Source organism: Parahaemophilus parainfluenzae, from assembly GCF_001055095.1.
GTDB lineage: Bacteria > Pseudomonadota > Gammaproteobacteria > Enterobacterales > Pasteurellaceae > Haemophilus_D > Haemophilus_D parainfluenzae_Z.
Map to the genome: position 1 here is coordinate 144908 of NZ_JVHG01000026.1, position 14078 is coordinate 158985.

At 39.6% G+C, this 14078-nt stretch carries 12 protein-coding genes; 6 read left to right on the forward strand and 6 right to left on the reverse strand.

What is annotated here, in order from left to right; genetic code table 11:
* Positions 1 to 66: 66 nt before the first annotated feature.
* Both ADA56_RS09505 and ADA56_RS09510 read left to right on the forward strand, forming a co-directional pair.
* Positions 67 to 708, forward strand: a complete 642-nt coding sequence (locus ADA56_RS09505; protein ID WP_049370304.1) for a MerR family transcriptional regulator — start codon at positions 67 to 69, stop codon at positions 706 to 708.
* A complete protein-coding gene (locus ADA56_RS09510) occupies positions 705 to 4154 on the forward strand; it encodes an acyl-[ACP]--phospholipid O-acyltransferase (protein ID WP_049370305.1) in 3450 nt (1149 codons plus the stop codon). Before ADA56_RS09505 ends, ADA56_RS09510 begins: the two co-directional genes overlap by 4 nt.
* A 91-nt stretch (positions 4155 to 4245) precedes the next feature.
* Here the strand turns inward: ADA56_RS09510 and ADA56_RS09515 are convergent, their stop codons facing one another.
* From ADA56_RS09515 to ADA56_RS09530, 4 genes are all read right to left on the reverse strand, one after another.
* On the reverse strand, positions 4246 to 5550 hold the full coding sequence (locus ADA56_RS09515) for a sodium ion-translocating decarboxylase subunit beta (RefSeq protein WP_049370306.1): 1305 nt from the start codon (positions 5548 to 5550) through the stop codon (positions 4246 to 4248).
* 10 nt (positions 5551 to 5560) lie between these two features.
* Complete coding sequence (gene oadA / locus ADA56_RS09520) at positions 5561 to 7351, reverse strand: sodium-extruding oxaloacetate decarboxylase subunit alpha (RefSeq protein WP_049370307.1); 1791 nt, start codon at positions 7349 to 7351, stop codon at positions 5561 to 5563.
* 15 nt (positions 7352 to 7366) lie between these two features.
* Positions 7367 to 7633, reverse strand: a complete 267-nt coding sequence (locus tag ADA56_RS09525; RefSeq protein WP_049370319.1) for an oxaloacetate decarboxylase subunit gamma — start codon at positions 7631 to 7633, stop codon at positions 7367 to 7369.
* A 286-nt stretch (positions 7634 to 7919) separates the two neighbouring features.
* On the reverse strand, positions 7920 to 8951 hold the full coding sequence (locus ADA56_RS09530; protein WP_049370308.1) for a branched-chain amino acid aminotransferase: 1032 nt from the start codon (positions 8949 to 8951) through the stop codon (positions 7920 to 7922).
* Between the two features lie 481 nt (positions 8952 to 9432).
* Here ADA56_RS09530 and ADA56_RS09535 point away from each other — a divergent pair, with 481 nt between their 5' ends.
* The 3 genes from ADA56_RS09535 (at position 9433) to ADA56_RS09545 (ending at position 12019) form a co-directional block, all read left to right on the forward strand.
* Positions 9433 to 10323, forward strand: a complete 891-nt coding sequence (locus ADA56_RS09535) for a transcriptional regulator GcvA (protein WP_049370309.1) — start codon at positions 9433 to 9435, stop codon at positions 10321 to 10323.
* Positions 10320 to 11408, forward strand: a complete 1089-nt coding sequence (rlmM, locus tag ADA56_RS09540; protein WP_005698765.1) for a 23S rRNA (cytidine(2498)-2'-O)-methyltransferase RlmM — start codon at positions 10320 to 10322, stop codon at positions 11406 to 11408. Before ADA56_RS09535 ends, rlmM begins: the two co-directional genes overlap by 4 nt.
* A 113-nt stretch (positions 11409 to 11521) precedes the next feature.
* On the forward strand, positions 11522 to 12019 hold the full coding sequence (locus tag ADA56_RS09545) for a hypothetical protein (RefSeq protein ID WP_049370310.1): 498 nt from the start codon (positions 11522 to 11524) through the stop codon (positions 12017 to 12019).
* Positions 12020 to 12047: 28 nt separating this feature from the next.
* Here the strand turns inward: ADA56_RS09545 and ADA56_RS09550 are convergent, their stop codons facing one another.
* Positions 12048 to 12470, reverse strand: a complete 423-nt coding sequence (locus ADA56_RS09550) for a hypothetical protein (protein WP_005626903.1) — start codon at positions 12468 to 12470, stop codon at positions 12048 to 12050.
* A gap of 4 nt (positions 12471 to 12474) precedes the next feature.
* A complete protein-coding gene (locus ADA56_RS09555) occupies positions 12475 to 13512 on the reverse strand; it encodes an IS1595 family transposase (RefSeq protein ID WP_049370311.1) in 1038 nt (345 codons plus the stop codon).
* A gap of 131 nt (positions 13513 to 13643) precedes the next feature.
* On the opposite strand from ADA56_RS09555, the gene ADA56_RS09560 reads away from it, so the two are divergent.
* Positions 13644 to 13976, forward strand: a complete 333-nt coding sequence (locus ADA56_RS09560; protein ID WP_049370312.1) for a helix-turn-helix domain-containing protein — start codon at positions 13644 to 13646, stop codon at positions 13974 to 13976.
* The last annotated feature ends 102 nt before the right edge of the window (positions 13977 to 14078 follow it).

The following is a 14078-nucleotide window of genomic DNA, read 5'->3' on the forward strand; positions in this document are numbered from 1 at the left end:
AACACTATTTACTTTTTATTTTTATACGCTACAATACACAACAAATCAACCTAGAGGGAAATCCTGATGTTAAAAATGAATGATTTGGTTAAGCTTAGTCAGACACCAAAATCCACGGTGCTGTACTATGTGAAAGAAGGTTTGTTGCCAGAGCCGGTGAAAGATAAACCGAATTTTCATCTCTATGATGAACATTGTGTGAAGTTGCTCAGTTTTATTAAATATCTACAAAGCAATTTCAATGCAACGATTTCACAAATTAAAGCACTTTTTGCTCATCCTCGTTTTGATTGGAATAATCCTTATGAAAGCCTTATTGGATTATTGGATATCATCATGGGGGCTGAAAATGAAATGTTTTCAGTCGAGCAACTCTCTGAAGAGTTTCATCTTTCTACTCAGCAAATCGAAGACATGGTAGCAGAAGGATTATTGAATCCTCGCGAAGGTATTTTTACCGCAAAAGAACGTGATATTTTGGCGATCTTGTCTCGTTGTGATGAAGCTGAAATGGATGTGGTGAAAGCTTATTTAGCTGCTGCGAAAATGTTAGCGGAAAAAGAGGTGAATGTGACTTTAGCGGCATTAGCCAATAGCGAACAAAAGGATGAAAAATTAAAACATTTATTTGATTTGTTGTTGGTGTTAAAACCTTATCTCTTGAATATGAAAACCTTCAATCTTTATCAAGCGGAGAGTGCGAAATGAAACTCTTAAAATATGCTGGCTTTGTGCCTTATTTAGCCATTGCCTTTATTAATGCCAGTGTGGATTTGGCACATAAAATTACCATTCAAAATGTATTATTGAAAAGCTTTTCAGGTGAGAGCTTGGTTGTTTTAACGGCATTAATTAATGCGATGATTTTATTGCCATTTATTTTCTTATTTTCCCCTTCGGCATTTATTAACGATAAATTTTCGCGCACCAATGTGATTCGTTATAGCAGTTTAGCGGCTGTGGTGATCAGTGCGGGGATTTTATTGAGTTATATGACGGGAATGTTTGCTATTTCCTTTGTACTGACATTGATTTTGGCGGCGCAAAGTGCGGTCTATTCTCCAGCCAAATATAGCATTATTAAATCGATTGTGGGCACTGAAAATATTGGTATGGCAAACGGTGTCATTCAAGCGCTCACCATTGTGGCCATTCTATTTAGTTCTTTTGCATTTTCTTTCTTCTTTGAAGCGCATTATGTGGCATCAGATGACCCGAATGAAGTATTACAAAGTGTTTGGGTGATAGGTGTTGCGTTAGTATTGCTGAGTGCATTAGAAGCCTATTTTGCTTTTAAAATCCCATTCTTTAAGCAAGAAGCTGAGAATACAGATGGGCAGTTTGATATGAGAAAATACCTTTCTTTAGGGTATTTGAAAGATAACGTTCGCATATTAAAAGCAGATCAAAATATTTGGTTGAGTGTTATTGGATTAAGCCTATTTTGGGGCGTGTCACAAATTATTGTGGCGGCATTCCCTGCGCATTATAAAGCGATGTTCAATGAAGATAATGCTGTTGTCATTCAAGCGATTCTTGCGGTGAGTGGCATAGGGCTTGCGCTTGGTTCATATCTTGCTGGTCGTGCTTCTCGTTTGCATATTGAGTTAGGTATTGTTCCGCTTGGTGCATTGGGTATTTGTGTATCGTTATTCTTCTTAACTCTAGCCCAAAGTGGAGTAGTATTAGCACTTTGTTCTTTTGTCTTTGGTTTCTCTGGCGGTTTATTGATCGTGCCATTGAATGCAACCATTCAGTATTTCGCACCTGAGAAAATCAGCGGCAAAATCATGGCGGGTAACAACTTTGTGCAAAACGTGTTCATGGTGGTCTTCTTGCTATTAAGCATTGTTTTTGTACAACTTAATGTTTCGACTCAAGGTTTATTCTTAGTAACTTCAGCTGCATGTTTTGCTGCGAGTCTATATACCATGTCGAAAGTGCCTCATTTATTTACGCGTTTATTCTTACTCTTTGCGTTAAAAGCAAATTACCGTTTTCATGTGGATGGGTTAAAAAATCTTCCACAAAGTGGTGGCGTGTTGTTATTAGGTAACCATATTAGCTGGATTGACTGGTTGGTGTTACAAGCGGCTAGCCCTCGTGCGATTAAATTTGTGATGTATCGTCCGATTTACAACAAATGGTATCTCACTTGGTTCTTCCGTATTTTCAAAGTGATTCCAATTGGTGGCAGTTCAAGTCGTGAATCTATTGAAACCATTCGTGAATATTTAGCGCGCGGTGAAGTGGTGGCTTTATTCCCAGAAGGTCATATCAGCTATAACGGTCAAATTAATGAGTTCCAAAAAGGCTTTGAGCACGTATTAAAAGATTTAGAGAATGTGACGACTGTACCTTTCTATTTACGTGGATTATGGGGTAGCAGCTTCTCTCGTGCGGATTCTTTCTATAAGAATTTAACTAAACGCCAAGGTAAACGTGAAATTTTAGTAGCATTTGGTAAACCCATTCATGGCTTTATTGATGCGACAGCGATGAAGCAAAAAGTACTCGAACTTTCTTTCTCCGTATGGGAAAAAGTCATGAGCAAACGTAAACCGCTGATGCACCATTGGTTGAATTCAGCAAAATCGCATTTATTCAAAGAAGCCGCGGTGGATGCGCAAGGCACTAAACTGAATAACCTGAAATTTATTGCTGCAGTATTGATGTTTGTGAAAACCTTGAAAGCCGCTTTAGGGAATGAAAAAAATGTTGGCGTGTTATTACCAAGTTCATCAATCGGGGCAATTATCAATATGACCTTAATGGTGATGGGCAAAGTACCGGTAAATTTAAACTACACGCTAAGCCCTGAAGTGATGGAAAAAGCGTTGAAAAAAGCTAACATTTCGCAAGTCATTACTTCTGAAAAATTCTTGGATAAGTTGAACGCAAAAGGTTTTGACTTTAGCCAAGTGGTGGCTGATAAAGCTCTCTTTATGGAAAATTTAGGGAAATCTATTACTAAAGCGAATAAAGTGCGGTCATTTTTAACGGCGTTTTTAGCACCGCAATGGTGGATTAAATTACGCTACTTTGCAGACGTAAGCTTGGAAGATACTGCAACCATCTTATTCAGTAGTGGCAGTGAAGGTGATCCTAAAGGCATTGAATTAAGCCATAAAAACTTACTGACAAACATTAAACAGATCGGTGAATTATTAAATTTCCATAAAGATGATGTGATTTTGAATTCCTTACCAATTTTCCACTCATTTGGCTTAACCGTGACAACCTTATTGCCATTGTGTGAAGGGATTAAAATGGTGAGCGTGGCGGATCCAACAGATGGGGCTACAGTAGGAAAAATGTGTGCTCGACATCGGGTGAGTATTTTATTTGGGACTTCAACTTTCTTTAGATTGTATGTTCGTAATAAGAAATTCCATCCGTTGATGCTACAAAACGTGCGTATGGTTATTGCGGGTGCCGAAAAATTGAAAGCAGATGTAAAAGAAGCCTTCAAACTTAAATTTGGCTTGGAAATTTACGAAGGTTATGGGGCGACTGAAACGGCACCGGTAGCTAGTGTCAATATGCCTAATTTACTTGATCCGGAAACCTTACAGGAATTTACCTTCAATCAAGCTGGTACGGTAGGTATGCCATTACCGGGCACCATTATCAAAATTGTGGATCCGGAAAGCTTGCAGGAATTACCAGTCGGCGAAGACGGTTTGATCTTGATTGGTGGTGGACAAGTCATGAAAGGTTATTTGGATGCCCCTGAAAAAACAGCAGAAGTGATTGTTGAAATTGATGGTGTACGTTATTACAAAACTGGCGATAAAGGCCATATCGATCATAACGGCTTTATTACCATCGTGGATCGTTATTCTCGATTTGCTAAAGTCGGCGGAGAAATGATCAGCCTCGGCAGCGTGGAAGAGAAACTTTCACAAGTATTTGATGAAGAAACTCAATTTGTTGCTGTTGCCTTGAGCGATGATAAAAAAGGCGAGAGCATTGTGCTTTTAATTAAGTCTGCGCTTTCTTTAGATGAGATCAATGAACGTATTAAAGGATTAAATGTACCGCCGATTATGCTCCCAAGCCAAGTCTTCTTAGTGGATGAAATCCCGATGCTCGGAAGTGGCAAAGTGGATTTCAAAGGTGCGAAGAATCAGGTGATGAGTTTGGTTGAGTAACGAAAATTATCATAAATAAAAGAGCGGTCAAATTGACCGCTCTTTTTGTTATTTAATGAACCTCATTTAGGTATTTTCAGCATTTTTAACCTTACATCAACGTACCGACATATTTTAACATGACCCCAGCGGCAATAGCTGAGCCAATTACACCAGCAACGTTTGGTCCCATCGCGTGCATGAGTAGGAAGTTTTGGTTATCTGCTTCCAATCCGATTTTATTGGAAACGCGAGCTGCCATAGGAACGGCAGATACACCAGCAGAACCAATGAGCGGGTTAATTTTATTTTTGCTGAATTTGTTCATCAATTTTGCCATTAATACACCACTGCCGGTACCAATACCGAAAGCAATTACACCAAGAACTAAAATACCCAGTGTTTGTGGTTGTAGGAATTTATCCGCAATCAGTTTAGAACCCACAGATAAGCCAAGCACGATGGTTACGATATTAATTAAGGCGTTTTGTGTGGTGTCGCTTAAACGTTCAACTACGCCGCTAACGCGCATGAGGTTACCGAAACAGAACATCCCGAGTAATGGGGCAGCATCCGGTAGGAGTAAACCAACGAGCAACAGCAAAATAACCGGGAACAAGACTTTTTCACGATTACTCACATGGCGCATTTGCGTCATGCGGATTTTTCGTTCTTCTTCTGTGGTTAACGCTTTCATAATCGGTGGTTGAATCAACGGCACTAATGCCATGTAGGAATAGGCCGCTACGGCAATCGCGCCAAGCAATTCAGGGGCGAGTTTACTGGTAAGATAAATTGCAGTCGGACCATCTGCACCACCGATAATACCGATAGACGCAGCTTGAGGTAGCGTAAATTCGATAATACCGAAATAATTTAACGCTAGCGCACCGAGTACAGTAGCGAAAATACCGAATTGAGCAGCGGCACCAAGTAGCAATGTTTTAGGATTGGCTAATAGCGGGCCAAAATCTGTCATTGCACCTACGCCCATAAAAATGACCAATGGTGCAATGCCGTAGCTTATCGCAACTTTATAGAATAATGCCAAAATACCGGCGCTGTAACCCATATCCACAGATAAAACTTCTAATTGATTTATCATAGATATCGGCGCAGAATTTAGCGCTGTTTTAATTGCAGCAAGATCGGGTGAAACACCCAACTGCGCGGCGATTACCGCAATTTGCTCTGGTGAGCCGAGATGAAGCAAATTCTCCAATGCTGTCATAGCAAGACCTGCCTCAGGGATATTTGACAATAGTCCGCCGAAACCAATTGGCAGTAACAACAATGGTTCAAATTTGCGCGAAATGGCAAGCCATAGCAACAGTAGGCTCACAGCGATCATTACCGCTTGCCCCCATTGCAGATGGAATATACCCATCCCTTTAATTAACGCAATAATACTCTCCATAGACCATTCCTTATGCTAAGGTCATCACGGTGTCACCTACGGCGACAGCATCACCGGCTTTGACGCAAATGCCACGTACGGTACCAGCCTGTGCAGCTTTCACTTCGGTTTCCATTTTCATGGCTTCGAGAATGAATAATACATCGCCAGCTGCTACGGTTTGACCTTCTGTTGCAACAACTTTCCAAATATTACCTGCCATCGGCGCCGTAACTGGTGTGCCACTAGTTGCTGGAGCAGGAGCCGCTTGCGGTGCAGCTTGCGGAGCAGTAGTCGCCACATGAGAGATGTCACCGCCTTCGCTTACTTTCACCACAAAGGCTTTGCCTTCTAATTCCACGGTATAAACAGCAGAGCCTGAAGCAGCTGGTGCAGCTTTAGAAACAGGTTTATTTTCCACCGCACTTTCATTGCCGGTAGGGGCTGGCTCAAAGGCGGCAGGGTTGTTGCGGTTTTCTAAGAATTTCCACGCAATTTGAGGGAAGAGCGCCACGATTAAAGCATCATCCACAGCATTGTCTGCTAATTTCACGCCTTTCACTTTAGCTTGTTCTGCAACTTCAGCTTCAATTTTCGCCATTTCAGGCGCAATGTGATCGGCAGGGCGGTCTGTTATTGGTGCCGCACCTTCTAATACTCGAGCTTGCAACGCACTATCTACTGGTGCAGGCGTTTTACCGTATTCACCTTTTAAAATACCGGCAGTTTCTTTGGCGATAGTTTTGTAGCGTTCGCCAGTGAGAACGTTAATAACCGACTGTGTACCAACAATTTGAGAAGTTGGTGTAACGAGTGGAATGTAGCCCAAGTCTTTGCGCACGCGTGGGATTTCTTCTAATACTAAATCTAACTTATCGGACGCATTTTGTTGTTTTAATTGGTTTTCCAAGTTGGTGAGCATACCGCCTGGCACTTGTGCCACTAAAATACGGCTATCTACACCGCGTAATTGGCCTTCAAATTTGGCATATTTTTTACGCACATTACGGAAATAGGCAGCAATTTTTTCCAAACGAGGAATATCCAAACCGGTGTCATATTCAGTGCCTTGTAAGGTGGCGACTAGGGATTCAGTTGCAGGATGACCATAAGTACCTGACATAGAAGAAATTGCCGTATCAATACCATCTACGCCTGCTTCAACCGCTTTTAATAACGCCATTTCTGCCATACCAGTGGTGGAGTGACAGTGTAAATGCAATTCTACGTCGAAACGTTTTTTGATTTCGCGCACTAAGTCTGCAGCCGCCATTGGATTTAAAATACCGGACATGTCTTTGATGACCAAGCTGTCGATACCGATTTCAAGTAATTGCTCAGTCGTATCAAGCCAGGTTTGCATGGTATGAACTGGGCTGGTGGTATAACTTAAAGTCCCTTGAGCATGACCACCAAATTTACGTACTGCTTGTAATGCCGCTTTCATATTACGTGGATCATTGAGTGCATCAAATACACGGAAAACATCCATACCATTCGCTACACAACGTTCTACGAAACGTTCTACTACATCATCAGCATAGTGGCGATAGCCTAATAGGTTTTGGCCACGTAATAACATTTGTAATGGAGTTTTTGGACAAGCTTTTTTCAATTCACGCAAACGAACCCAAGGATCTTCCCCTAAAAAGCGAATACAGCTATCAAATGTTGCACCGCCCCAAGCTTCCAACGACCAATAGCCAATATCATCTAATTCATGAGCGATTGGTAACATATCATCAAGACGCAAACGCGTTGCGAAAAGTGATTGGTGGGCATCACGAAGCACCAGTTCTGTCATTTTAATTTTTTTAGCCATGGTAAAATCCTTATTTTATTTGAACTGTTGGGTACGGCGATGGTGTGCGATAGCCGCTGCAATCACAGGACGTAACCGCTCAAAATCGTCAGTAGGTGCCGCAGAAAGTGCGGTTGAATTTTGGGAAGTTTTGGGTTCGGGTTGAGGTTCTGGAAAGAATCGGTTGATAAGTTTAGACATCACTCCAATTGCCCAAATTAAAATGAGCAAAAAGACCAATACAAAACCCATCCCTGAAAACATCAGGTTAATTCCTTCGCCTATAAGTGCAGAGGGAGTCATCATTTTTCTTCCTTATTTGCTTGAAAAAATGGACAATTTTATTCTAATCGATCTGTTTGAATAAAACTGTGATGAAGATCATAATTTGAAATATAGGCACACAATAAAAGGGGAAATGTGCGGTTGATTTTGAAGTATTTTGGCGTGAGTTAAATATTATTAATGAGGTGTTTCTACTGAAACATACGTTATACAAAGTGTGTAAAAATTAAAAGGACTAAGTCCTATAGTGATAGAACTTAGTCCTTGAATTAAATGAATCTCGATTTGTTGATAGAAAGAAAAATTATTCTACTTTTACAATCCAGCCTTCAGGGGCTTCAATATCACCGAATTGGATGCCGGTTAGCTCGTTGTAAAGTTTACGTGTAACAGGGCCTACTTCAGTTTCTGAATAGAACACGTGGAATTTACCTTTGTGTTGAATACCACCTACTGGTGTAATCACTGCAGCAGTACCACAAGCCCCCGCTTCGGCGAATTGATCAAGTTGATCGATATACACGTCACCTTCAATTGCTTCCATGCCTAAACGTTCTTTTGCAATGTGAAGTAATGAGTATTTCGTGATACTCGGTAAAATAGAGTCAGAAGCTGGCGTGATAAATTTGTTATCTTTGGTAATACCAAAGAAGTTTGCCGCACCCACTTCTTCAATCTTAGTGTGAGTTTTTGGATCAAGGTAAATCGCATCTGCAAATTTACGTTCTGGCGTACCTTCTTCTGCGGCTAGTTCATGTGGAAGCAAACTTGCCGCATAGTTACCACCCACTTTTACACCACCTGTACCCATAGGTGCAGCACGGTCGTAATCAGTTGTAATGAAGTTAGATGGCGCTAAACCACCTTTGAAGTATGCGCCGACAGGGCAGCAGAATACAGAGAAAATAAATTCTGGTGCGGTTTTTACACCGATATTCGCGCCAGTACCAAAGAGGAATGGACGTAAATATAATGTTGCGCCAGAGCCGTAAGGGCCTAACCATTCTTGATTTGCTTTCACCACTTCTTTACAAGCACGGATAAATAATTCTGTTGGCACTTGTGGCATTAATAAACGATCAGAGGTGTGTTGCATGCGTTTTGCATTTTGATCAGGACGGAATAAGTTGATTGAACCATCTTTACAACGATAGGCTTTTAAGCCTTCAAAGCATTGTTGACCGTAGTGAATTGCAGTTGAACCTTCGTGGATATGTAGCATATTATCAGTGGTAAGTTTCCCTTCATCCCATTTACCATCTTTCCAATGTGCGATGAAACGATAATCTGTTTTGATATAACTAAATCCAAGATTGTTCCAGTCTAAGTCTTTCATTTTGCTTCCTTAATTTGTATAAATAATTTTATGAATGGAAATGCAGTTAATCTACACCATAACGGCTACTATGAAAACCTTTAAACACAAAAATATTGTGATTTCTCAAAATTTTTATTGGATTTTCAAATTTGTGAAGTTGGTCAGGAAATAAAATTTTGCTTATGTTAGAATGCGGGAATAAAAAAACGCCGCTCGAAATGAGCAGCGCTTAACCAGAATGGTTTAATATATACAGGAAGTAAATGAGTAACTTAATTGTTACTCCAGTTCGGAGAACCGAACTATATGCAAACACAACATCATACTTAAGTCTGAAACTCATTAACTTGTAAGGAATTACCAATCATTAAGTATGGTTGTATTGTAGGTAGAAGGTGATGGAAGGACAAATGATGTTTTTTTATTTGACGAATAAAAAAAACTAATCCGAATTAGATCTTCATCATTATAAACTAAAATTTAGCCGTTGGGAAGAATTATGTATAAACGTTTGCCTCCCTTGAATTCATTGAAGTCTTTCGAATCAGCTGCACGACATTTAAGTTTCACAAAAGCTGCGGATGAACTTTTTGTGACACAAGCCGCAGTGAGCCATCAAATAAAATTATTAGAAGATTTTTTAGGTGTCGAGCTTTTTATACGTAAAAATCGTTCACTCGAATTGACTGAATTTGGGAAAGCCTATTTTGTTGATATTAACAAAGTTTTGCGAAAATTAAATGAAGCGACCGAACGTTTATTAACACTTAAAGCAGAGCCACATTTGGCAATTAGTGTGCCACAAACCTTTGGTATTCAATGGCTTGTGCCGCATTTGAGTGATTTTAATAAGCAACACCCTGAAATTGAAGTGCGCTTAAAAGGCGTTGATCAAGATGAAGGTTTATTAAATAAAGAAATTGATATTGCCATTTATTATGGCAAAGGTGATTGGGAAAATTTACAAGTCGATCGATTAGGTGAAGAAAACTTAGTGATTTTGGCAGCACCTTCATTGCTTGAGAAAATTCCCGTTCGCCGTCCAGATGATTTGAAAAAGCACACGCTGATTCACACACATACTCGAGATAACTGGCAAGCGATGGCAGATTATCTCAAATTAGATGATTTGAATATTCAGCAAGGCCCGTTATTTAGCCACACATTTATGGCATTGCAAGCTGCTGTTCATGGTCAGGGTATCGTGCTGGCTAATCGTATTTTGGCTCAGCAAGAAATTGAAAATGGTCATCTGCAAATTGTGTTACCAACCGAATTACGGGATCCGAAATCATTCTATGTAGTCAATCATTTAGATCGTTTAGATGATGAACAGATTCAAGCCTTTAGAACATGGATTAAAGATTCAATAAAATTAGGGAAAATATGAATAAATTAGCCTTATATTGTCGAATTGGCTTTGAAAAAGAAGTGGCCGCAGAAATTACCGACCGAGCTTCTGAGCGTGGTGTATTTGGTTTTGCTCGCGTGGTAGAAAACAGCGGCTATGTCATTTTTGAATGCTATCAACCAGGTGATGCAGATCGTTTAGCGCGAGAAATCCCTTTTAATCGTTTGATTTTTGCACGTCAAATGATCGTTGTGTCAGATCTCTTAGAAAATCTCGATCCTCAAGATCGTATTTCGCCAATTCTGGCTCAATATGAACGCATTGCAGAAGACATTAATCTTAAGCAAGCGGTAGAGCTATTTGTTGAAACAGCAGATACGAATGAAGCCAAAGAGCTTTCGACATTTTGCCGAAAATTCACCGTGCCGTTGCGCCAAGCATTGAAAAAGAAAGGTTGGTTACAAGGCAAGCCGAATGCAAAGCGCGGTCAGATTTTGCATTGTTTTTTCACGCAGCCGAATTGTTGCTATGTGGGGTATTCCTATCTTGGTAATAACTCCACCCACTTTATGGGAATCCCACGTTTAAAATTCCCAGCGGATGCACCAAGCCGTTCAACTTTAAAATTGGAAGAGGCAATTCTAACCTTTATTCCTCGAAATGAAGAAAGTAAACGCTTGAATGAAAATATGGTAGGGGTTGATCTCGGTGCTTGCCCTGGCGGCTGGACCTATCAATTAGTGAAACGTGGTTTATTTGTGTATGCGGTTGATCACGGCAAAATGGCGGCGAGCCTACATGATACTGGCAGAATAGAACATTGCCCAGAAGATGGATTTAAATTCCAACCACCAAAACGTAAGCATATTGATTGGCTTGTGTGTGATATGGTGGAGCAACCAAGTCGAATTGCGAATTTAATTGGAAAATGGTTAATTAACGGCTGGTGCCGAGAAACTATTTTCAATTTGAAATTGCCAATGAAAAAACGTTATCAAGAAGTGATGTTGTGCTTAGAAAATCTTGCGGTGATGTTAGCAGAAAAAGAACTGGAATTTGATATTCAGGCGAAGCATTTGTATCACGATCGTGAAGAGATTACGGTACATATTGCTTTAAAATAAAAAAGCAAAGTGCGGTCAAAAAATCCGGTATTATGTAGCAGTTGCACAAAGACCTAACCGCTTGAAAATACTAAAATCTCCATTGAAAGTTTAACTCAATGGAGATTTTTATTATGGCAGAATCCCACCTTATTTCTCAACTTACCAAATTAATCGAAAGTAGCTATAAAGAAAAAGCAATTCTTGAACATCAACTTGAGCAGTTAAAACAACAGAAATCAGATTTAGAGGATAAAATACTTTGTTTTGAGAATACCTTGATATACATTGAACCCAATTTCGATTTAAGGCAAATCAAAACACAATTTAATGTTTCAAGGCTAATAAAACCTCGATTGTTTAAGCAAAATCTTCAATTGTTGGTTGCAAGAGTATTAAAGCAAAGTGATAGTTGGAAAACATTATACTTTATTACAGAGGCGGCGTTGGAATTAGACACTGGCAAAGATTATCCTCTCCCCCAAAAAGAACATGAATTAGCTGTTGCTCGCGTATTGAAAGAACTGTATAAGAAAGGAATTATTGAACGGAAAGAAGTTGAATTACATAAACGGACACTAAAGCGAAGATTTTTCAGGCGTTCTGAATGGCGATTAAAACCTCTTGAGTAGAAATGGATAAGTAGCGGTAGAAATACCGCTATTTTTGTTTCCATTGCCAGTGAACCTCATTTCGGCTGATTTGAACTCTATTAATCCATTCTCTTTTATAAAACTCATTCAGTTGTTTACGAACGGAATCAAGATGTTTTTCGGACGGTGTATCAGGATTTTGTTCAATATCAAAAATGCGCTGCGTAAGCTCGGCAATTGTAAAGGCTTTATTAGGTGCTTCTCGCATCATTTGTACGATGTATTTACGAATTTTCCCTTTAAAGAGCTTATATTTGGAACGGTACACAAAGTTGTCCGTATTATAAAGGGCTACATCACTTTCCTGTTGAGTAAGCTCAATAGCACGTTTTAATGTGGCAATGTTCGCATCAAGTAACGCAAGATGATGTAATACCTGTTTACGCTCAAATTCAAACTCTTTGAGTTTCTTATCTAGGTTATATGCCATATATCTATTGCCAAATCACTTCTTGATGAATAATTTTACGTTGCCAATAACCGCACCATTCATTGTTATCGTTGGTGGTTTTCAAACATCGGCTTAATACATCAATAAACTGCGCTTTATTTGAGGTACGGCGATTGTCCTCACGGTACGCAATTTCATTAGCATAGTTAAGTAGGTATTCATTACTAATTCGGTGAACTTGTCCGTAGTACATACGTTTAAAACGACTGAACAAACTTTCTGCCTGATTGTTCGTTACGCCTAAGTCACTACGATATTCTTCTTTATGGTTTACAGTTCTCAAGTTATAGTAAGGCAACAAGACATCATAAGCCGTGCTTTCATCCGTATTGATTTGCGTATTAGGTTTAATGAATTTGTTAGCAAAACTTTTCACTACCGATTGCGATTCAGTATGCGCTACAAAAACGTGAGAGCGTTTTGCCCCACAATGCAGCACATTACTGGCTTTTTCTTCTGGCGAATAATGCTCACGTGCAACCATGACACAACGTTTATCAGGATTCTGATTTTCCTTTAAACGATAGTCAATGCGATCAGATTTCTTATTTGCTTTACGTGGTGCAGGATGAACATAAGTACCGTCCATATCCACTACACCTGAAAGGGGTTTCATATCACGACTTTCTAATAATGCCTTGCGGAATTTATGCGATAAAACAAATGCTGTGCGAGGATTAAGTTTTGCATTACGTGCTAATTGAAGGGAAGATAACCCTTTGACAGCATTTACCCATTCCATTAAAGCATAGAGATAAACCTTAATCGGTTTCTTGCGATTGGAAAAAATGGTGCCAGAAGTGACACTAAAAGTGTGATTACAATGTTTGCAGCGCCATTGTTTGCGTGTAGAAATATAATAAGGCTTGTGTTGCACCCCACATTTAGGGCAAGTGATGAACTCTTTGCCACCCCATCTTAATTCACAAAGCAAATCATACGCTTCTCCTTCCGAGAGTTGTGCGATCTCGTAAGAAGAAAGCGTGCGAGCTTTGCTAGAAAGTAAGAAATGCTGAGTCATCGTCTTGTTTAAAATTTATGTTAATAGAGATTTTAAATATGCTCAAACGTGATAAAATACGTTTAAACTCAAAACAAATATACGCTCATATGTGTAATTTGTCAATTATAAATTGAAAATGGAACGCTCAAATGTGCATATCAGAAAGATTAAGACAAGTATGTGAAGCTAAAAATTGGAAAATTACAGATTTTGCAGAGCAGGCAGGAATAGCTTATCGTACGATGCAAGGTTATATCGGTGGTGAACGTGAACCCAATGCGGAAGGCATGACTGGGATCGCTAAAGCTGGGGTCAATTTAAATTGGCTCGTTAGCGGTGAAGGTGAGATGTTTCAATCTGTAATACAAAAAAACGAAATATCGGAACAGGAAGAAAAATTGATCGCGGACTACCGTTCTATGCCAGAAAACCTAAAAGATGCTTTCTCAATTTCTTTCAAAGAAATTTCTAATAAACAATAAATATTTAACTTGACATTAACTCAATAAGGAACAAAAAATGTCCCTACAAGCCTACAAGCCTACAAGCCTACAAGCCTACAAGCCTACAAGCCTACAAGCCTA

Coding starts and splice junctions, on each gene's coding strand:
- ADA56_RS09510 (WP_049370305.1), top strand. CDS start 705: ATGAAACTCTTAAAATATGCTGGCTTTGTGCCTTATTTAGCCATTGCC.
- ADA56_RS09545 (WP_049370310.1), top strand. CDS start 11,522: ATGGCAGAATCCCACCTTATTTCTCAACTTACCAAATTAATCGAAAGT.
- ADA56_RS09525 (WP_049370319.1), bottom strand. CDS start 7,633: ATGACTCCCTCTGCACTTATAGGCGAAGGAATTAACCTGATGTTTTCA.
- ADA56_RS09550 (WP_005626903.1), bottom strand. CDS start 12,470: ATGGCATATAACCTAGATAAGAAACTCAAAGAGTTTGAATTTGAGCGT.
- rlmM (WP_005698765.1), top strand. CDS start 10,320: ATGAATAAATTAGCCTTATATTGTCGAATTGGCTTTGAAAAAGAAGTG.
- oadA (WP_049370307.1), bottom strand. CDS start 7,351: ATGGCTAAAAAAATTAAAATGACAGAACTGGTGCTTCGTGATGCCCAC.
- ADA56_RS09535 (WP_049370309.1), top strand. CDS start 9,433: ATGTATAAACGTTTGCCTCCCTTGAATTCATTGAAGTCTTTCGAATCA.
- ADA56_RS09555 (WP_049370311.1), bottom strand. CDS start 13,512: ATGACTCAGCATTTCTTACTTTCTAGCAAAGCTCGCACGCTTTCTTCT.
- ADA56_RS09505 (WP_049370304.1), top strand. CDS start 67: ATGTTAAAAATGAATGATTTGGTTAAGCTTAGTCAGACACCAAAATCC.
- ADA56_RS09515 (WP_049370306.1), bottom strand. CDS start 5,550: ATGGAGAGTATTATTGCGTTAATTAAAGGGATGGGTATATTCCATCTG.
- ADA56_RS09560 (WP_049370312.1), top strand. CDS start 13,644: ATGTGCATATCAGAAAGATTAAGACAAGTATGTGAAGCTAAAAATTGG.
- ADA56_RS09530 (WP_049370308.1), bottom strand. CDS start 8,951: ATGAAAGACTTAGACTGGAACAATCTTGGATTTAGTTATATCAAAACA.